We start from the raw sequence: 19,610 nt of genomic DNA on the forward strand, positions 1-19,610 counted from the left end.
GGGGTACTGATTTCGCGAGTACCCTTCGCGGATGCCGCAGCGGAGAATGGCGTGGCTCGATGCGCTGCGCGCGGTCGCAGCACTACTGGTCGTGTACGCGCATCTGAGCCACTACCTGCTCCGCGGCGCCCGTGAGGTATCGGCCGAGTGGCTGCACGCCGGCCCCGCCGGGGTGATGCTGTTCTTCCTGGTGAGCGGCTACATCATCCCGGCGTCGCTGGAACGCCACGGCGACCTGCGCCGATTCTGGATCGGCCGGATTGCCCGGCTCTACCCGCTCTACCTGGTGGTCTGCGGCCTGATGGCGCTGACCCTGGCGTTCGCCCCGGCCGTGCCGCTCACTCTGGGCGGCACGGTCGCCCACCTCACGATGCTGCCCCAGCTGCTGGGTGCTCCCCTGCTCACGCCGGTGGTCTGGACGCTGACCTTCGAGATGGCGTTCTACCTGATCGTCGCCGCGCTGTTCGCCTTGCGGCTGCACCGGGCAAGCGCCGCGGCGGCCGTAGCCTTCGCGATCGCCGCCGTGGCCACCGCGCCGCTCACCCCCGGCCGCCTCGCCTCGCCTGCCCTTCCCTTCGTCGTCGCCGCGCTGCTCGCCGCCGGCGTGGCCGCGCTGACCAGCCGCCGGCGTTCGGCCGTGGTCGCGGGCGCGCTCCTGCTGCTCGCCCTGTCGGTGATGTTGCTGGTGGCCGGCCAGGACGTGTCGCACGTCTGGGACGGCCTGCTCATCCCGGCCGTGATGTTCACCGGGACCACGATCTACCGCGCCGAGCACGGTCAGATCCCCCGATGGCAGGCGGCCGCGACGGTCGCCGTGGTCGCCGCGGCGCTGCTGGCCAACTGGTTCGCCGAGCTGGTCTCCCTGCACGCGCTCACCCCGAAGTACCTGACCCGGTCGGTGATCACGCTGCTGGTCATCGGGGGCTCCTTCGCGATCGGCATGGCCTACCGGCGGGCGCCGCGCTCGCTGGCCTGGCTAGGCCGGGTGAGCTACTCGACCTACCTGATTCACGTGCCGCTGATCGGGCTGCTCGCGATTCCCCTGACCGCCCTCGGCGAGCGGCTCCGCGGTCCGGTCGAGCTTCTCGCGGTGGCCGGCTTCCTCGGTCTGCTCTTCGCCTTGTCGTGGCTCGCCCACCGCTACGTCGAGCTCCCCGGCCAGCGACTCGGCCGGCGGCTGACCGCTACCCATGAGCCCCGGCCGCTCGGGGCCAGGCCGGAGAAGCAGGAAGCCGGCGATCGCCGTGACTGCCGTGACGGCCACGAGAAACAGCCGGTCGAGCGGGCCGTGCGCGTTGCCGACTAGGCCGAAGACCGTGTGTCCGGCCAGCGCCCCGAAGCATGCCGCGACCAGGTGGCGCGGCGTCCAGGCGAACGCCCGGGCGGCGTGCAGAGCAGCGGCAACGATCAGTGCCGCGCCGGCCATCGGCAGCAGCGACCAGTCGCCGTGCGTGAACAGCGGCTGCTTCGCACCGCCGAAGGGCCAGATCATCGCGAGGAACCCGAACGTCGCGACGGCAGCCGGCACGGCGACCCGCACGGCGCCGGGCGGCGTCCGCGGCGCTCCCTGCTTACCGACCGATCGGTAAGCGGGGAAGCGCAGGCCCAGCACGATCAACCCGGCTGCCAGCACGGCGACGATCACCACAGCGAGCAGCGGCATGGTGTAGCCCGGGTCCTCGGACGGCGGCACGGCCACCCGCAGCAGCACCGCGCCGAGCAGCGCGATCACCCCGCTCGCGATCACCCCACCGCGCCGCAGGTAGGGCGCGGCGCCGTGCCGGGCGAAGAGGAACTCGACGATGATCACCGGGATCGTCACGCTGAACAGGGCGTGATAGACGAGGTTCAGCTCGGTGTAGGCCGTGTTGATCCCGAACAGCCGCGGCGCCCACCCGGCCGCGCCGTACAGATGCGGGCTGGTGAGGCTCTGCAGGGCCAGCCCTTCCTCGACCAGCCCGTAGGCGACCCCGAGCAGCAGCAGGTTGCCGTATCCGCCGCGGCTGCGCCGCAGGATCTCGCGCAGGAACAGGGCGCCGCCCGCGTAGATCGGGGCGAAGACCAGCCACGCCCACGCCATCCGCAGCGGCACGGTCCCGAGGCTCACCTCGGCGCAGAGCGGCGCGAGCAGGGCGAGCAGCATCGCGGCCCGTCGATTCCGGGGCCGCATGTCGGGTACGGCGGGGAACGCGGCCCGCACGATCGGCCGATTCGCGGCCACGATCAACGCGGCCAGCACCACGAGTTGAGCCGCCTCGACCGTCCGGAGCCACCAGGGGAACCCGGCGGCGACGAGCTGCCACGCCACGGCGATGAACCCGGCCGCCGAGACGAATCGGACCCGGCGGTAGGCGGCACGCGAGCCGGCCCGCAACTGGCGGATCACCCACACGTAGAGGATCGCCACCAGGAAGATCAGGATCTGGTTGGGCCCGAGCGCGACCGCGTGCACGGCCAGGGCGAGGACGGTGGTCAGGACGCTGAAACCGATGCTCGCGACGAGCAAGCCCACGACGAGCCGGATCGCGCTGAGCTGCTGTGGAGTGGTCATGGTCCGACGGTAGGAATTCTGGTGATCGACCACGTCCGGCCCGAGGCGGGTCTTGCGTCTACGACTTCAGGAGGAGGGTCGGGGCCGCACCAGGCCGAGGTCGTAGGCGAGCACGACGGCCTGCACCCGATCGCGTACCTCGAGCTTGCGCAGGATCGCCGACACGTGGGTCTTCACGGTCGCCTCGGTGACGACGAGCCGCGCGGCGATCTCGGCGTTCGACGAGCCCCGGGCCAGCAGCGTCAGCACCTCCCGCTCCCGTTCGGTGAGCCGGTCGAGCGAGCCGGCCGGCGCCGACGGCGTCACGTCGGTGACCAGGAACCGGTCGAGAAGCTTGCGGGTCGCCGTCGGCGCGAGCAGCGCGTCCCCGCCCGCCACCACCCGGATCGCGTCGACGAGGTCGGCCGGTCGCACGTCCTTGAGCAGGAAGCCGCTCGCCCCGGCCCGCAGCGCCGCGTACAGCGGCTCCTCCAGGTCGTAGGTGGTCAGAATGATCACCTTGGGCGGGTCGGCGGAGGCGGTGAGCCGGGCGGTGGCCGCCACCCCGTCGAGCCCGGGCATGCGCACGTCCATCAGCACCACGTCCGGATGGGTCTGCGCGACCAGCCGGATCGCCTGCTCGCCGTCGCTCGCCTCGCCCACCACCTCGAGGTCGTCGCGGGACTCCAGGATCATGCGGAATCCGGACCGGACCAGCGCCTGGTCGTCGGCGATCAGCACTTTGATGGTCACGGCTTCTCCCGCAGCGGCAGGTGCGCTTCGACCTCGAAGCCGCCCTCCCACGGGCCGGCCGCGAACGAGCCGCCGAGGATCTCGGCCCGCTCGCGCATGCCGATCAGCCCATGCCCGCCGGGTTTCGCGACTGCGGAGGAACCGTCGTCACGCACGCGCACCAGCACCTCCGACTCGCCGACCCGCACCAGCACTTCCGCGGACGAGGCCCGCGCATGGCGCAGCGTATTCGTCAACGCCTCCTGCACGATCCGGTACGTGCTGACCTGCACCCCCAGCGGCACTTCACCTTCCCCGTCGCGCCGGACGGAAACCCGCAGCCCCGACTCGCTCATCGTCGCGGCGAGCCTTTCCACATCGTCCAGCGTCGGCTGCGGCCCTTCGAGTCCGGGATCGTCCGCGCGCACCGTCCGCAAGAAACCGCGCAACTCCGCAAGAGCTTGCCGGCCCGCCTCCTCGGTGCGGCGGAGCGCCTCCCGCGCCCGCGCGGGATTCGACTCGAAGACGTCGTCGGCCGCGGCCGCCTGCACCACCATCACCGAGACGGTGTGCGAAAGAATGTCGTGCAGGTCGCGCGCGATCCGGGCCCGCTCCTCGAGCACCGCCTGCCGCCGCTCGGCCACCCGGCGCTCGCCGCGTGCCCGCGCGAGAGCGCCCCAGCTCCAGGCCAGGAGCACCGCGCCCAGCCACAGCGCCGCCGCCACCCACCGCTGGTGCGCCAGGGCGGGCCCGCACACCGCGACCACCGCGAGCCCGAGGATCCACAGCGTCTCCCCGGCCGGCCACAGCCACGCGTACGTGCACAGCACCACGAACGCGATGCCCGGCCCGAAATCCGGAACCAGAAGTTGCAGCGCCGCGCAGACCGCGAGGACGACCGCCGTGCCGAGCCGCGGCCGTTCGTCGAGCCACCACAGCGCCGCCGCCTGCACGGCGATCAACACGATGACGAGCGCTCGGGCCCAGAGCGACGAGGCCAAGTAGAGCGCGGGCAGCGAGACTGCCACCGACGCGACGGTGAAGACCGTGCGCCATCGTTGCGGCAGTCGCGCCGCGTAGCCGTCCGCCATACCGTCGATCCTATTGACGTTTGCTCATCATGATCGCCCCGTCACGTCGCGAGCTAGGAGAGGCTCACGACCGTGCCGGTGTGCCGCGCCCGCTCGGCGGCCCAGACCACCCGGTGCCCGGCCAGCGAGGTGGCCGCGTCCGACCGGATCAGCGACGCGTCGCCCGAGGCCACGGCGGCCAGAAAGGCATCCACCAGCGCGTCGTCCCCGTCGCCGTGGTCGGCCGAGACGTCGTCGGTGACGGCGAGGGTGGTGTCCGAACCGGTGCGGAAGTCGACCAGCCGGATCGCGGCGCCGTCGCCGTCGAGGTAGCCGTGCGTGCCGAAGATCCGCGTCTTGCGCTGCTCGAACGGCGTGAACGCGGTCATCGTGAAAGCGACCGTCGCACCGCTTGCCAACTCCATCGTCACGACCTGGTGATCGACGACGTCGTTCTGCCCGTTGTAGACGCACTCGCCGTAGGGGCCGGTGCGCAGGGCCTCGTCAAGATCTGCAAAAGACGACGTGACCACCGAGAGCGGCCAGCCCGGCCCGGCGTTGCGATAGATCCGGGGCGCCGAGTAGGGGCAGTCCGCCTCCACCGCGCAGTCCAGGCAGCGGTCCGCCGCGCCCGCCGGCTTCGACGAGGGTTTGAAGTGTGCGAGGCCGCCGAACGAGCTCACCCTGCGTGCTGGCGATCCGGCCACGTAGAGCAACCAATCGATGTCGTGGCACGACTTGGCGAGCAGCATCGGCGACGAGCTCGCGGTGTCGCGCCACGCGCCGCGGACGAACGAATGCGCCTGGTGCCACCAGCCGACCGGTTCGAGGTGCTGAATGCTGACGACCTCGCCGATGCGGCCGTCATCGATCAGAGACTTCAAGACCTTCGTGTACGGCGTGTAGCGAAGCACATGGCAGACGGCCAGCATGACTCCCGACCGTGCGACTGCCTCGGCGATCCGGGTGGCCGAGTCCTCGACCGGCGCCATCGGCTTCTCGAGCAGCAGGTGGTAGCCCAGCCCGGCCAGTCGCACGGCCGGCCCCTCGTGATCGCGGTCCTGGGTCGCGACGATCGCCGCGTCGGCCACTCGGCTGTCGATGTCTCGCCAGTCCGCATAGGCGACGGTCCCGAACTCGGCGGCGAAGCGCTCGCGGCGCTCGGGTGAGGGCTCGGCCACGGCGACGATCCGCCCGGCCCCGGTGGCCACGGCCCGGCGCGCGTAGCCGACGCCACGCTGCCCGGCGCCGACCAGAACCAGCGACGTGGTCATGCGCCGGCCACGATTACTTCGGTGCCCTGGCGGCGGATCGCCTCGATGCCGGCCGGGTCGGCGCTGGAGTCGGTGACCAGTGTGGACACGTCGGTGACCGCGCAGATGCCGGCCAGGCAGACCTTGCCCACCTTCGACCCGTCGGCCACCACGATCACCCGGTCGGCGCGGCGGATCATCGTGGCGTTGGTGTTCGCCTCGATCTCGTCGTGCGTGGTGAGGCCGCCCCGCGCGCTGATCCCGTCGACCCCGACGACCGCGACCGCCATGTTCAGCCCCTTGAGGGCCTGGTCGGCGATCGGGCCGACCAGCTCGTACGACTGGGTGCGGGACACGCCGCCCGTCATGATCAGTTTCAGGCGGGGGCGCAGGGCGAGCTCGGCCGCGATGTTGAGGGCGTTGGTGACGACCGTGAGGTCGACCCGCTCGGCGAGCAGCCGGGCCAGCAGGTGGGTGGTGGTGCCGCCGGTCAGTCCGAGCGTGAGCGGTCCCCGGGGCAGCAGCTCCGCGACGGTCTTGGCGACCAGGGCCTTCTCTTCGCGGTGCTGGCCGACCCGGTAGCGGACGGGCAGCTCGTAGGCGACGTCGACGGCGACCGCGCCGCCGTGGGTGCGCGAGAGCAGCCGCTGGTCCTCGAGCACCTGCAGATCGCGGCGGATCGTGGCGGGCGAGACCCGGAACTCGTCGGCGAGGTGCCCGGCGTCGACCGAGCCGTGGCTGGCGACGCGTTCCAGGATGGCCGACACCCGGTCGGCCCGGCGCAGCGAACTCATACGGTCCTCAAATGGCTCGAGCCTTCTCCGAGAGTTGATCGAACGAGGGATTGATCAACCGAGAGCATTGATCAAACGCGCAGTCAATGTAGTTCGTTTTCAAGCGATACACCAGTTGGTATTGCGCGTTCTTGGTCAGCACGCCAAGAATCCGGCCATGACAGTGATCGCCTTCCTGGGCGCCGGCAGCGTGGTCTTCACCCGCGAGCTGCTGGCCGACATCCTCTCGTTCGCCGAGCTGCGTGACGTCACCCTGTCCCTGCACGACATCGATCCCGAGCGCCTCGAGACGGCCGAGGCGATCGCCCGGCGCACCGCCGACCAGCTCGGCTGCCGCCCGGTCATCACCACGAGCCTCAACCGGAGAGCAGCGCTCGAGGGCGCCGACTTCGTGATCAACTCGATCCAGGTCGGCATGTACCCGGCGACCGTGCGCGACTTCGAGATCCCCGCCAAGTACGGCCTGCGCCAGACGATCGCCGACACGCTCGGCATCGGCGGCATCTTCCGGGCACTCCGGACATTCCCGGTATTGGCGGGGATAGCGCGGGATATCGAGGAAGTCTGCCCCGACGCCTGGCTGCTGAACTACACCAATCCGATGGCCATGAACATCGCCTACCTCGCGAGACAAGCACCCAAGGTCAAGGCGGTGGGCCTCTGCCACTCGGTCTTCTGGACCGTCCACGACCTGGCCGAACTGCTCGACGTCCCGCTCGACGAGATCGACTATCTCGGGGCCGGGGTCAACCACCAGGCCTGGCTGCTCCGCTTCGAGCATCGCGGCGAGTCCCTCTACCCCAAGCTGGACGCTCTCCTGGAAAAGGACCCTGAGCTGCGCCGGCGCGTCCGGATGGACATGTACCAACGGCTCGGCTACTTCCCCACCGAGACCAGCGAGCACTCCTCCGAGTACGTCCCCTGGTACCTGCACCACGACGAGGAGATCGCCCGCTTGCGCATCCCGGTCGGCGACTACCTGCAGATCAGCGCCGACAACGTGGCCGAGTATCACGCGGTCCGAAAGGCGATGAAAGCGGGCGAGCCGCTCGACCTCACCCGCGACGCCACCGAGTACGCCCCGCAGGTCATCCACAGCATGGTCACCGGCACCATGCGCCGGATCCACGCGAACGTCCCCAACTACGGCCTGATCAGCAACCTCCCCGAGGGCTACGCGGTCGAGGTGCCGGCCGTGGTCGACCGCCTCGGCGTGCGCCCCGAGCGCGTCGGCGACCTGCCCGTGCAGTGCGCGGCGCTCAACCGGAGCTTCGTCAGCGTGGGCCAGCTGACCGTGCAGGCCGCGCTCACCGGCGACAAGCGGATGGTCCGCCAGGCCGCGATGGCCGACCCGAACACGGCCGCCACGCTCACCGTCGACCAGATCTGGGAGCTGTGCGACGAGCTCACCGCCGCCCATGGCGACCTCATGCCCGAGGTGTTGCGCTAGGGCCTGCATCGAAGATCTGAACGCGCACTCGGGAATGTTCGTTTGGTGCTCACATCTTGTGGAGCGATCACAAACGAGCATAATCCTCGAACATGAATGACACTGAGGCCGAGATCACTAGTCAGCCGGAGGTGTGGCTGCGGAGCCTGGCCCTCAGCGACCAGGCCCAGCAGGAGCTGATCGCCCCCGGCGAACGGATGCTCGTGCTCGGCTGCGGCACCTCCTGGTTCGTCGCGCAGGCCCTGGCGGAGCTCCGGGAGAGCGCCGGTTTCGGCGAGACCGACGCGGTCTGCGCGTCGGAGTTCCGGCCCCGCCGCCATTACGACCGGGTCGTCGCGGTCACGCGCTCGGGCACCTCGACCGAGGTGCTCGAGGCGTTGCGGATGCTCCCGGCGTCGGCCCGCACGGTCGCGATCACCGCGGTCCGCGGCGAGCCGGTCGACGACCTGACCGACGCCCAGCTGGTGCTCGACTTCGCCGACGAGCGCAGCGTGGTGCAGACCCGATTCCCCACCACCGTTCTTGCCCTCGCACGGCACGCGTTCGGCGAGGACCTGACGCAGGCCGTGGCGGACGCCCGGCAGGCACTTCGGGACGAGATGCCGGCCGACCCGGCCGACATCGACCACCTGGTCTTCCTCGGCACCGGCTGGACCTACGGGCTGGCCAACGAAGCCGCGCTCAAGGTGCGCGAGGCGGCCCAGGCGTACTCGGAGTCCTATCCCGCCAAAGACTTCCGGCACGGCCCGGTCGCGGTCTGCGGGCCGCGATCGCTGGTCTGGTCGTTCGGCGACACCGACCCCGAGTTGGACGAGCTCTCCAAGACCGCCGGCGCCACCGCGTACCGGGACAAGAAGGACCCCCTCGCCCAGCTCGTGCTGGCCCAGCGCTTCGCGCTGGCTCTGGCCGCCCACCGCGGCCTCGACCCCGACCATCCCCGACTGCTCACCCGATCCGTCGTCCTCACCCCCTGAGCCCACCCAGAAGGCCCACTCAGACGAACATCGAGGTGCTTGATATGACATCCCTTCGGCGCGGCCGGTCGTTCCGGCTGCTGGCGAGCGGCGCGGGCGCCGCTCTGTTGCTCTCCGCCTGCATGGGCGGCACGACCGATGACGGCAAGGACGCCGCCGCGGGCTACGACCCGAAGGCGAACGTCGAGATCACCTGGTGGACCGGGCAGCCGGACGAGCAGGAGAAGGTCGCCGAGCAACTGGCGGCCGAGTACCACACCGCGCACCCGAACGTCACGATCAAGGTGTCGTCCGGGGCGCCGACCACCGACGACCTGCTCACCAAGCTGTCCGCGGGCTTCACCGGCGGCAGCTACCCCGACATCTCGTACGCGTACGGCAACTGGGCCGGTGATCTCGGCGCCAGCGGCAAGACGCAGGACCTCACCTCGTACGTGAATGACCCGAATTTCAAATGGGACGAGATCCCGCCCGCCGCTCGTGAGGTGGCGACCGCCAACGGCAAGGTCATCGGGATCCCGGCGCTGGTCGACAACCTCGCGCTGATCTACAACAAGAAGCTCTTCGACCAGGCGGGGACGTCGTATCCGACCGACGACTGGTCGTGGGACGACTTCCGGGCGGCGGCCAAGAAGCTGACCAACACCGCGACCAAGACGTACGGGACGGCGTACTCGGTCTCGGGCAGCGAGGACACCACCTGGCACCTGTGGCCGATGCTCTGGCAGCACGGCGGCAAGATCCTCGACGGCACGAAACCGGCCTTCAACTCCGACTCCGGGGTGGCCGCGCTCGAGACGCTGCGGCAGATGGCCGTCGACGACAAGTCGATGTACCTGGACCAGACCGACGAGAAGTACGGGCCGCTGTTCAACAGCGGGCACGTCGCGATGATGCTGTCCGGCCCATGGTCGCTGCTGGACATCAAGACGGCCAAGCTCGACTACGGCGTGGTCAACCTGCCCGGCTACAACGGCGACCACCAGACCGTCTCCGGCCCCGACTTGTGGGTGCTGTTCAACCACGACGACGTGAACCGGGCCGGCGCTTCGCGTGCCTTCGTGGCCTGGCTGACCAGCAAGGAGATCGACCCGAAGTGGAACCTCGCGGTCGGCAACCTACCGCTTCGCAGCAGTGAGAAGGACACCCCCGAGTACGCGAACTACGTCAAGGAGTACCCGGGCGGCGAGAAGTTCTTCGCCAACCTGGCCAACGCCAAGCAGGCCAGGCCCACGCTGCCCGGCTACGAGGTGCTGTCCCGTAACGTCGGCGACGCGATCGCCAAGGTGCTGCAGGGTCAGGCCCAGCCCAAGGAGGCCCTCGACGAGGCGGCCAAGAAGTCGGCGGACGCGGTCGGCTGATGGCTGTCACGTTCGCGGCCACCCCGCGTACCCATTCCGCTGCCCCCGCGAAGCGCGGCCCTCGTGGCCGCGCTCTGCGGCGGCACCTCACCGGATGGGCCTTCGCCGGCCCGGCCACCGTGATCGTCATCGGGCTCTCGATCTTCCCGGCGGTCTGGGCGTTCTTCATCTCCCGGGCCAAATGGAACGGCATCGCCCCGGCGACGATGGTGGGCTGGGGCAACTACCAGAAGCTGCTCCAGGACCCCGACATGATCGCGGCGACCCGGCACACGCTGATCCTCACCGCGATCTTCGTGCCCGGCTCGATCATCCTGGGCATCCTCATCGCGGTCGCGCTCAACCAGAAGATCCGGCTGATCGGCTTCTACCGCACCTGCATCTTCGTTCCGTACGTGGCGTCGGCCGCCGCCACCGGCATCCTGGCCGGCTTCGTCTTCAACCCGCAGTTCGGCGTGGTCAACGACGTCCTTCGGCACCTCGGCCTGCCACAGGGGCAATTCCTGGAGAGCCAGCACTCGGCGATCTACTTCATCTGCCTGATCGCGCTCTGGGGCGAGGTCGGCTTCACCACGGTGATCTATCTGGCCGCGCTGCAGGACATCCCGCGCGAGCTCGTCGAGGCGGCGGTGGTCGACGGCGCCTCGAAGTGGCGGGTGTTCGTCCACGTCACGCTGCCCGAGCTGCGGCCGGTCACGGTCTTCGCGGCGGTCTGGCAGACGATCACCGCGATGCAGCTGTTCGACCTGATCTACACCACCACTAAGGGCGGGCCGCTCAACAGCACCCAGACGATCGTCTACTACATCTACGAGCTGGCCTTTCAAACCCAGCGGCTCGGGTACGGCGCGGCCGCCGCCTACCTGTTGTTCATCGTGACCCTGGTGCTCAGCCTGATCGTGATCCTGTACAGCCGGCGGCGCGGCTCGGAGGTGTTCTGATGCTCTTCGGCCGATGGAAGCTTCCGTTCAGCCCCTGGCACCTGCTGCTCATGCCGCTCGCGCTGATCTTCGTCCTGCCGCTCGTACAGATGGTGCTCACCTCGTTCATGAGCAGCGCCGAGATCAACCAGTTCCCGCCCAAGCTGATCCCGACCAGCCTGCACCTCGAGGGCTACCGGCACCTGTTCTCCGAGACCAAGGCGCTGCGCTGGCTGGTCAACTCGGTGATCGTCTCGGGGATCGCCGTCGTGTCGCACCTGGCGCTCTGCTCGATGGCCGGGTACGGGTTCGCCCGCCTCAAGTTCGCCGGCCGGGGACTCGCGTTCGTGCTGATCCTGGCGACCGTGATGATCCCGATCCAGCTGCTGATGATCCCGACCTACCTGATGTTCGCCCGGATCGGCATCGTCGACACGCTCGCCGCCGCGTACGTGCCGTGGCTGGCGTCGGCGTTCGGCATCTTCCTCATGCGGCAGTTCTTCCTCGGGCTGCCGGTCGAGCTCGAAGAGGCGGCGCTGATCGACGGGTGCGGCCGGTGGCGCACGTTCCGCAGCATCGTGCTGCCGCTGGCCAAACCGGCGCTGACCACGCTCGCCATCATCACGCTGCTGTGGAGCTGGAACGACCTGCTCTGGCCGCTGGTGGCGATCTCCGACGACAGCCGGTTCACGCTGCAGATCGGGCTCGCGAACTTCCAGGGCATGCGGCGGACCGAATGGTCGCAGCTGATGGCCGGCAACGTGGTGGCCACCATGCCGCTGATCCTGGCGTTCCTGTTCGCCCAGAAGAAGTTCATCGCGACGATGACCTTCACCGGCATCAAGGGGTGAGCCCGCCCCCGGGCGGGCTCAACGCTCAGCCGGGTAGGTCGGCCCGGAAAGCCTGAGCCGCGGTTCCGCCCGCGGCCCGGGTGCTGAGCGATCCGGCGACCGCGGCCCAGGCGATCGCCTCGGCGACGGGCCGGCCGCTCAGGCGGGCCGCGAGGAAGCCGGCGTTGAAGCTGTCGCCGGCGCCGGTGGTGTCCACCACGTCGACGGCTCGGCCCGGCGCCGCGCAGGCGCCGGCCGGCCACCAGGCACGGGCGCCCCGCGCGCCGTCCTTCATCACCACCGTCGTGCCCCCGTCCACCAGGCTCGCCGCCGCCGCATCCGTTCCGTCCAGACCGGTTATCGCCATCAGCTCATTCGCATTGGGGAGGAAGACGTCGGTGAACGCCAGGATCTCCATGATCGACTCCCATTTCCCGGCCGGGTCCCAGTTGGTGTCGAGCGACGTGGTCAGCCCTCGCTGCCGCGCGTTCCGGAAGATTCCGGCAAGCCCGCTCGCCAGCGCCGGCTGGAGATACAGCGACGCGACGTGGACGTGCCGCGCCTTCGCCAGGAGCTCATCGGTGACATCCGCCGGCCGCAGCGCGGGGATCGTGCCCGGCAGCGTCAGCATGCCCCGATCGTCCTTCTCGGACAGCACGACCGTGATGCCGGTCGGCGCGCCGCGCCCGTCGGCGGCCAGCAGGGTCACGTCGCGCTTCGCCAGCTCGGCCTTCGTCAGCTCGCCGAAGACGTCCTCGCCCACGGCCGCGAGCAGCGCCGTCCGCAGCCCGAGCCGCGCACACCCCGCCGCCGTGATCGCCGCCGAGCCGCCCAGCACCAGGTCGGCCGCCGTCAGCAACTGCTCGGCCTGCCCGAAACGGGGCCGCACGTCGCCGCGCAGCAGCAGGTCGGGATTGGCGTCCCCGACCACCAGAACGTCGAACTCGGCCACGGCCGCCTCCACTGTCCATATGAACAATCCGAGAGCACCATACGCGCATGATCCGCTAGTGACATCTGCGCGTTCGCTCAGCGAAGCCCCAGGAGGTGTCACGGCATGATCGTCACCGTCACCCTGAACCCGGCCCTCGATCTCACGTACGCGGTCGACGCCCTCGTGCCGCACGGCACCCACCGGGTCTCGACAGTCGCCGAGCGCCCCGGCGGCAAGGGCCTCAACGTGGCCCGCGTCTTGCACACGCTCGGCGAACCGGTGCTCGCGACCGGCCTGCTCGGCGGCGCCACCGGCAACCGGGTCGCGGGCCTGCTCACCGCGGAGGGGGTCAGGTCGAGCTTCGTGCGCATCGCCGGCGAGACCCGACGCACGGTCGCCGTCGTCGACGACACCGACGCCACGGGCTTCTGGGAACCCGGGCCCGCGATCACCGCGGGCGAGTGGTCGCTGTTTCTGGCCGAGTTCCGCGAACTGCTGGGGCCGGCCACGGTGGTCACGCTGAGCGGTTCCCTCCCGCCGGGGGTTCCGATCGACGCGTACGCCCAATTGATCGCCCTCGCCGAAGCGGTGGCCGTGCCCACGGTGCTGGACACCAGCGGGGCCGCCCTGCGCGCCGGCCTGCTCGCCGGCCCGACCGTCGCCAAGCCCAACGCGGAGGAGCTGGCCGCCATCCTCCACACCGCAAACGTTCGCCGGCCGGGGCCGTGGGGGCTCGCCGAGACGGTCCGTGCCCTCAGCGCCGGGCCGGTCGTCGTGTCGCGGGGTGCGGCCGGGCTCGTCGCGGTCGCCGGGGACGACGTGTGGGAGTGCGTTCCGCCCGTACCCGTGGAGGGAAATCCCACGGGGGCCGGCGACGCCTGTGTCGCTGCGCTCGCCCGCGGCCTGCGCGATCGCACCCCCTGGCCCGATCTGCTCTCCGACGCCGTCGCGCTCTCCGCGGCGGCCGTCGCCGCGCCGGTGGCCGGCGCCTTCGACCCGGATGTCTACCGGCAGACGCAAGCCACCGCGACGCCCGTCGCCGCGACACCCGACACCACGCCACCCGTCGTCGCGTCAGCCGACACCGCGACGCCCGTCGCAGCCTCGCCCGACACCACGCCGCCCGCAGGAGGAACCCGTGTTCGCACCCACCGGTGACCTGGTCGCCGCCGCTCACGCCGCGCGCGGCGCGGTCGGCGCCTTCAACGTCATCACCATCGAGCACGCCGAGGCCATCGTGGCCGGCGCCGAGGCCGCCGGGCTGCCGGTGATCCTTCAGGTCAGTGAGAACGCGGTGCGCTTCCACCACGGGCGGCTCGCGCCGATCGCCGCCGCCGCGCGCAGCATCGCCGACGCCGCGAATGTTCCGGTCGGCCTGCACCTCGATCACGTCGAGTCCGACGAGCTGCTCGACCAGGCGGCGCCGAACGGGTTCGGCTCGGTCATGTACGACGCGTCCCGCCGGCCGTACACGGAGAACGTGGCCGCCACCACGGCCGCCGTCGCCCGATGCCGCGCGGCCGGTCTCTGGGTGGAGAGCGAGCTCGGCGAGGTCGGCGGCAAGGGCGGCGCGCACGCCAAGGGTGCGCGCACCGACCCGGACGAGGCACGCGAATACGTCGCCGCGACCGGCGTCGACGCGCTCGCGGTCGCGGTGGGCTCGTCGCACGCGATGACCACCCGCAGCGCGAAGCTCGACCACGACCTGATCGCCCGGCTCGCCGCGGCGGTGCCGGTGCCCTTGGTGCTGCACGGATCGTCGGGCGTGCCCGACGAGGAGCTGTGCGAGGCGGTCCGCGGCGGCATGGCGAAGATCAACATTGGTACGGCGCTGAACACCGCCTTCACCGGGACGGTCCGTTCGGCGCTCGGCGACGAGCCCGATCTGGTCGATCCGCGGCGCTATCTCGCGTCGGCACGCACAGCGATGGCGTCGACCGTCGAAGCCGCGTTACGTGTTCTCAAATCAGGTGTAATCCCCGCGTAATCTCAGCAAAGATCTACAGCTCGCTCACAGGCTGTGCCTAGAGTCCGCGTAGCACCCACGGCGACAGTTGCCGCATGACGTTGACGCTCGACCCTGCCCCGGCGCTCCGGACACCGGCCGCACCGCCGACCCGGCGCCGTTGGCTCGGCGACCCGGTGTGGGCCCGGCCCGCGCTGTGGGCCCTGCTCGCCGCCACCGCCGTCCTCTACCTCTGGGACCTGAGCGCCTCCGGCTGGGCGAACGAGTTCTACGCCGCCTCGGCCCAGGCCGGCTCGCAGTCGTGGAAGGCGTGGCTGTTCGCGTCGCTCGACGCCGGCAACGCCATCACGGTCGACAAGCCGCCCGCGGCGATGTGGGTGATGGGCCTCTCGATGCGGATCTTCGGGGTGAACAGCTGGGCGCTGCTCGTGCCCGAGGCGCTGATGGGCGTAGCCAGTGTCGCGCTGCTCTATTCGGCGGTGCGCCGCTGGTTCGGTCCGGTGGCCGGGCTGCTCGCCGGGGCGGCGCTGGCGCTCACGCCGGTCGCGGTGCTGATGTTCCGCTTCGACAACCCCGACGCGCTGCTGGCGCTGCTGCTGACCGCGGGCGCCTACACCACCGTGCGGGCGGTCGAGAAGGGTTCGTGGAAGTGGCTCGCCCTCACCGGCGTGCTTCTCGGCTTCGGCTTTCTCACCAAGATGCTCCAGGCGTTCCTGGTGCTGCCCGGGTTCGCGCTGGTCTACCTGGTCGCGGCGCCGATCGGGCTGTGGCGGCGGGTGCGTGACCTGCTGATCGCGGGCGCCGCACTGGTCGTGTCGGGCGGCTGGTTCGTGCTGCTCGTGTCGCTGTGGCCGGCGTCGTCGCGGCCGTACATCGCCGGCTCGGCCAACAACACGCTGTGGCAGCTCGCGATCGGCTACAACGGACTCGGCCGGATCTTCGGCGGCGACGGCAATCCCGGCGGCAGCAACGGCGGCGGCGGTCCCGGCGGGGGCGGTCCCGGTGGAGGCGGCGGGGGCATGTTCGGCGGGTCGGCGGGCCTCACGCGTATGTTCGGTGACTCGTTCGGCCTCGAGATCTCGTGGCTTCTTCCGGGTGCGCTGGTCGCGCTGGTCGCGCTTTTGATCGGTACGGCCAGAGCGCCGCGAACCGACCGCACGCGGGCCGCGGCCATCCTCTGGGGCGGGTGGACGCTGGTCACCGCGCTGACGTTCAGCTACATGGGCGGGATCGTGCACCCGTACTACGCGGTCGCGCTGGCGCCGGGAATCGCGGCGCTGGTGGCGATCGGGGCCCGGGCGCTGTGGGGATGGCGGGACAGCATCTTCGCCCGGGTGGGGCTCGCGGCGATGGTCGCGGTCACCGCGGTGTGGGATTTCGAGCTGCTCGGCCGGGTGTCGTGGGCGCCGGGGCTGCGGTGGTTCGTGCTGGTCGCGGGGCTGGTCGCGGCGGCGGCGTTGCTGGTGCCGGGTTCGGTGCTGCGGCGTGCCGGGGTGATCGCGGTGGCGCTGGCGGCCGGCGGCGCGGCGAGCGCGGCGTGGGGCGCCGGGACCGCCGGCACGGCGCACACCGGGTCGACGCCGACGTCCGGGCCGGCCGGGGTCTCCACCGGCGGCGGGTTCGACGGTCGCGGCGGGTTCGGTGGTGGCGGCTTCCCCGGCGGCGGGGGCGTGCCGGACGGCTTCCCGGCGCCGGCAACCAGAACGGCGGCGGCAATCAGAACGGCGGCGGCTTCCCCAGCGGCGCGGGTCAGAGCAGCGACTTCCCCAGCGGCGCGGGTCAGAGCGGTGGCTTCCCGGCCGGCGGCGGGCAGCAGGCCGACTCCGAGTTGGTGGCGCTGCTCGAGGCCACGAACACCCGGTGGGCCGCGGCCACGAACGGCTCGATGCAGGCCGCCCCGCTGCAGCTGTCGAGCGGCCGCGCGGTCATGGCGATCGGCGGCTTCACCGGCAGCGACCCGTCCCCCACGCTCGCGGAGTTCCAGGCCTACGTGAAGGCCGGCGAGATCCGTTACTACATCGGCGGGGGCGGCATGGGCGGCGGCCGCGGCGGCGACTCGTCGATCGGCTCGTGGGTGGAGCAGAACTTCACCGCGACCACGGTGGGCGGCAGCACCGTCTACGACCTCACCCAACCGAACGCGGCCGGTTAGCTCCGGCCGTACGGAAAAGCAAGCGGAACCACCAGCCCGCCGTGACCGAAAGTCACGGCGGGCTTCTTTTCGCGCCCCGGACATCCACTCTTGCCGATGACCTGCCCGGCCGCTATGTTAATGGAAAATCACATAGTAGAGAACTTTGCAACACGCTCGTTTCGGTGACTTCTGGCAGCTCCAGGAGGAGGTAAGCGAATGCAAAATCTCAACAGAAGGCACGTCCTGACCCTCGGTGCAGCGCTGGGTCTCGCGGGTGTCGCGGCCCCCGGACAAGCGTGGGCGTGGTCGTCCGCGAACTCGATCGCCGCGACCGACACCGTCACCGACCCGTGGGGCGTCTGGGACGACGCCACCGACCCGCTCGTCGCCTCGCTCCTGGAGAACGGTCAGATCCCGGCCGTCAACACCGCGTTCGACGCGTGGGTCGACAACGGCGACGCGCTGCCCGCCGGGCTGCCCGCCAACCTCGTCGCCTACCTCCAGCAGGTCAACACCCTGCCGCCGTGGGCCGACCGGACCAAGCTGGCGCGCGCCGCCCAGTTCAACAAGCGCATGAGCATGTACCTGTTCCTGCTCTACGGCCTGGGCAGCGGAATCATGAGCACCGTGATCCCGCGGGAGGCCCGCAACGTCTACTACTCCGCGGGCGGCGCCGACATGCAGTCACGCGCGGCCAAGACGTTCACGTACGGCTACGACCTGAGCGCGGCCGACGCCTTCCAGCCCACCGGCCATTTCGTGGTCACGTCCAACAAGACGCGCCTGACCCACGCGGCGGTGCGGCACCTGCTGCCGCAGTCGCCGGCGTGGCGGGCGGTCACGAACGACCAGGACTTCATCCCGATCAGCAACGGCGACATTTTGGTCACCTTCCACAGCCTCGGCACGTACGTGTACGGCAAGCTGTCCTCCTGGGGCATCCGGATGACGTCCGCGGAACAGGAGGCGTATCTGCACCAATGGCAGGTGGCGCTGCACCTTCTGGGAGTGCGGGACGACTTCATCCCGGCGAGCTGGGCCGCCGCGAAACAGCAGTCGGCGTACGCCCTGACGCCGATCATGGCCCCGACGCCCGAGGGCATCGACCTGGCCGGCGTCCTGCTCGGACTGACCGCCCAGATCGACCTCGGTGTCACGCGCGGATTCCTGAACGAGTTCGTGCGCTACGTGCTCAGCGACAAGATCGGCGACTGGCTGCGGCTGCCGCGCGACCTGATCGCGCGCGGCCTCATCGAGGTCGGGTGGCCGGCGTACGTGGCGTTCCGCGAGGGGCTGTCGCCGATCATGCCGAGCGGGTTCTCGATGTTCGACCAGTTCGTGCGCGCCCTGGCGATGCTGTTCCTCAACAACGGCACGTCGGCGTCGTACACCCCGATCACCATCCCGACCGGGAACCGGCCTTCCTAACCCAGAGCACCGATGACCAGGGCGGTCACGGCGTCCCGGTGGCCGGGGGTGTCCTGCCAGCGCAGGGCGCGCCCGGCCTCCACCACGACGCCGAACCCCGCGTGCACCAGCATCCGGGCCTGGCGGGGGTCGAGCTCGGGACGGGCCAGCCGCAGCTGCTGCTCCCAGACGGCGATGTGCTCGCGCTGGGCGAGGATCACGGGCCGCTGCAGGTCGGCCGGCAGGCCGGCGACCTCGGCCTCGGCGACGCTGGTGAGAGCGTTGTGCTCGAAGCTGTAAGCCACGTACGCCGCCGCCAGCGCGACCACGGCCTCGCGCGGGCCGGCCGCCCGCTGCAGGCTGCGTTCCACGGCCTGGGCCAGCAGTCCCGCCGCCTGCAGGCACGCGGCGACCAGGATGTCGACCTTGCCGGGGTAGTGGCGGTAGATCGCGGACGGCGCGAGCCCCACCGCCTCGGCGATCTGCGCGTTGGTGACGTTGGCGAACCCGTCCCGCGCGAACAACGGGATGGCCGCCGCCAGGATCTCGCCGCGCCGCGTGCGCGGCACCGGCTGGGCGGGCAGCTCGACCAGGCTCGCCCGACCCGCGGCCGCCGCCGGATCGGTAGCGGACACGCGCATGGCGGATTCCAGCAACAGGTTCTCGATCCGGCGCTGGGCCATCGAGGTGTGGTGCATCGTGACGGACCCGATCGCGCCGAGCGCCGCCACCGCCCGCAGGCGCTCGTCGGGCAGCGGGAACTCGCGGCCGACCACCTCGGTCACCCGGTCCACGAGCTGCCCGAACTTGGACCGCAGCCGCCGCCGATCCGCGCGCTCGAGGTAGCGGGCCTCCCACCGGTACAGGCCGCCGGACGCACGGTGGGCGACCGTGACCCGGATGATCGCCGCGAGCACGGTTTTCAAGGCCGCCTCGGGCGGCGCGTCGTCGAGTACCGAGACCAGCCGGTCCGCCATGACGTTGGCGGCCTCGGCGAACAGCGCGTACTTGTTCGGGAAGTGCCGGTACAGCGCCGCCGCGCTGATCCCCACGCCGGCGGCGATCTCCTCCATGGACGCCGCGTGGTAGCCGCGCTCGCTGAACACCTGGCCGGCCGCCTCGACGATGAGCTGCTTGCGGTTGTGCGGTCGGGTGGCCGCAGCCGGCCCGGCGGTGGTCATGCGTGCTAGTCAACCACAGCGCGATCGGCACGCCTTCCGGGCAAGCGCGGCCGGTCGCGAACCTCCGATGCTGC

The 19,610-nt window shown here is 70.8% G+C and carries 17 protein-coding genes; 11 read left to right on the forward strand and 6 right to left on the reverse strand.

Annotation, left to right across the window (positions count from 1 at the left end; translation table 11 throughout):
* Positions 1 to 31: 31 nt before the first annotated feature.
* A complete protein-coding gene (locus ACIA5D_RS26515; protein WP_396032894.1) occupies positions 32 to 1,306 on the forward strand; it encodes an acyltransferase family protein in 1,275 nt (424 codons plus the stop codon).
* A 1,311-nt stretch (positions 1,307 to 2,617) separates the two neighbouring features.
* Here ACIA5D_RS26515 and ACIA5D_RS26520 read toward each other — a convergent pair.
* From ACIA5D_RS26520 to ACIA5D_RS26535, 4 genes are read right to left on the reverse strand one after another with little or no spacing between them, the layout of a single operon-like run.
* The gene (locus tag ACIA5D_RS26520; protein ID WP_396032895.1) at positions 2,618 to 3,283 is read right to left on the reverse strand and encodes a response regulator; all 666 of its coding nucleotides are present in this window, start codon (positions 3,281 to 3,283) and stop codon (positions 2,618 to 2,620) included.
* The gene (locus tag ACIA5D_RS26525) at positions 3,280 to 4,353 is read right to left on the reverse strand and encodes a sensor histidine kinase (protein ID WP_396032896.1); all 1,074 of its coding nucleotides are present in this window, start codon (positions 4,351 to 4,353) and stop codon (positions 3,280 to 3,282) included. Before ACIA5D_RS26525 ends, ACIA5D_RS26520 begins: the two co-directional genes overlap by 4 nt.
* Positions 4,354 to 4,406: 53 nt before the next feature.
* Entirely contained in the window at positions 4,407 to 5,606 is a 1,200-nt protein-coding gene (locus ACIA5D_RS26530) for a Gfo/Idh/MocA family protein (protein ID WP_396032897.1), read from the reverse strand.
* Positions 5,603 to 6,379, reverse strand: coding sequence for a DeoR/GlpR family DNA-binding transcription regulator (locus tag ACIA5D_RS26535; protein ID WP_396032898.1), 777 nt, complete (start codon positions 6,377 to 6,379; stop codon positions 5,603 to 5,605). Before ACIA5D_RS26535 ends, ACIA5D_RS26530 begins: the two co-directional genes overlap by 4 nt.
* 157 nt (positions 6,380 to 6,536) lie before the next feature.
* On the opposite strand from ACIA5D_RS26535, the gene ACIA5D_RS26540 reads away from it, so the two are divergent.
* From ACIA5D_RS26540 to ACIA5D_RS26560, 5 genes are all read left to right on the forward strand, one after another.
* Positions 6,537 to 7,829, forward strand: coding sequence for an alpha-glucosidase/alpha-galactosidase (locus tag ACIA5D_RS26540; protein WP_396032900.1), 1,293 nt, complete (start codon positions 6,537 to 6,539; stop codon positions 7,827 to 7,829).
* Between the two features lie 92 nt (positions 7,830 to 7,921).
* Entirely contained in the window at positions 7,922 to 8,803 is an 882-nt protein-coding gene (locus ACIA5D_RS26545) for an SIS domain-containing protein (RefSeq protein WP_396032901.1), read from the forward strand.
* A gap of 44 nt (positions 8,804 to 8,847) precedes the next feature.
* Positions 8,848 to 10,164: an ABC transporter substrate-binding protein gene (locus ACIA5D_RS26550; protein ID WP_396032902.1), complete on the forward strand. Its 1,317-nt coding sequence runs from the start codon at positions 8,848 to 8,850 to the stop codon at positions 10,162 to 10,164.
* A complete protein-coding gene (locus ACIA5D_RS26555) occupies positions 10,164 to 11,105 on the forward strand; it encodes a carbohydrate ABC transporter permease (RefSeq protein WP_396032903.1) in 942 nt (313 codons plus the stop codon). Before ACIA5D_RS26550 ends, ACIA5D_RS26555 begins: the two co-directional genes overlap by 1 nt.
* On the forward strand, positions 11,105 to 11,935 hold the full coding sequence (locus ACIA5D_RS26560) for a carbohydrate ABC transporter permease (protein ID WP_396032904.1): 831 nt from the start codon (positions 11,105 to 11,107) through the stop codon (positions 11,933 to 11,935). The genes ACIA5D_RS26555 and ACIA5D_RS26560 overlap by 1 nt, the downstream gene beginning before the upstream one ends.
* Positions 11,936 to 11,960: 25 nt before the next feature.
* Here the strand turns inward: ACIA5D_RS26560 and ACIA5D_RS26565 are convergent, their stop codons facing one another.
* The gene (locus tag ACIA5D_RS26565; protein WP_396032905.1) at positions 11,961 to 12,866 is read right to left on the reverse strand and encodes a carbohydrate kinase family protein; all 906 of its coding nucleotides are present in this window, start codon (positions 12,864 to 12,866) and stop codon (positions 11,961 to 11,963) included.
* Between the two features lie 105 nt (positions 12,867 to 12,971).
* Between ACIA5D_RS26565 and ACIA5D_RS26570 the strand changes: the two genes are divergently transcribed.
* The 5 genes from ACIA5D_RS26570 to ACIA5D_RS26590 all read left to right on the forward strand — a co-directional run bounded on the left by ACIA5D_RS26570 (position 12,972) and on the right by ACIA5D_RS26590 (position 18,376).
* Positions 12,972 to 14,006 (forward strand): 1-phosphofructokinase family hexose kinase, encoded by a 1,035-nt coding sequence (locus tag ACIA5D_RS26570; RefSeq protein WP_396032906.1) that lies wholly within the window; start codon positions 12,972 to 12,974, stop codon positions 14,004 to 14,006.
* On the forward strand, positions 13,987 to 14,835 hold the full coding sequence (locus ACIA5D_RS26575; protein ID WP_396032907.1) for a ketose-bisphosphate aldolase: 849 nt from the start codon (positions 13,987 to 13,989) through the stop codon (positions 14,833 to 14,835). The genes ACIA5D_RS26570 and ACIA5D_RS26575 overlap by 20 nt, the downstream gene beginning before the upstream one ends.
* Positions 14,836 to 14,909: 74 nt before the next feature.
* Positions 14,910 to 16,808, forward strand: a complete 1,899-nt coding sequence (locus tag ACIA5D_RS26580; protein ID WP_396032908.1) for a glycosyltransferase family 39 protein — start codon at positions 14,910 to 14,912, stop codon at positions 16,806 to 16,808.
* On the forward strand, positions 16,742 to 16,966 hold the full coding sequence (locus tag ACIA5D_RS26585) for a hypothetical protein (protein WP_396032909.1): 225 nt from the start codon (positions 16,742 to 16,744) through the stop codon (positions 16,964 to 16,966). The genes ACIA5D_RS26580 and ACIA5D_RS26585 overlap by 67 nt, the downstream gene beginning before the upstream one ends.
* A 198-nt stretch (positions 16,967 to 17,164) precedes the next feature.
* Positions 17,165 to 18,376: an oxygenase MpaB family protein gene (locus tag ACIA5D_RS26590; protein ID WP_396032910.1), complete on the forward strand. Its 1,212-nt coding sequence runs from the start codon at positions 17,165 to 17,167 to the stop codon at positions 18,374 to 18,376.
* Here the strand turns inward: ACIA5D_RS26590 and ACIA5D_RS26595 are convergent.
* A complete protein-coding gene (locus ACIA5D_RS26595; RefSeq protein ID WP_396032911.1) occupies positions 18,373 to 19,536 on the reverse strand; it encodes a TetR/AcrR family transcriptional regulator in 1,164 nt (387 codons plus the stop codon). The two genes, ACIA5D_RS26590 and ACIA5D_RS26595, sit on opposite strands and share 4 nt — an antisense overlap.
* Positions 19,537 to 19,610: the final 74 nt, after the last annotated feature.

Origin of the sequence: Actinoplanes sp. NPDC051513 (assembly GCF_044454685.1) — a bacterium.
In the GTDB taxonomy this organism is placed as follows: Bacteria; Actinomycetota; Actinomycetes; order Mycobacteriales; family Micromonosporaceae; genus Actinoplanes.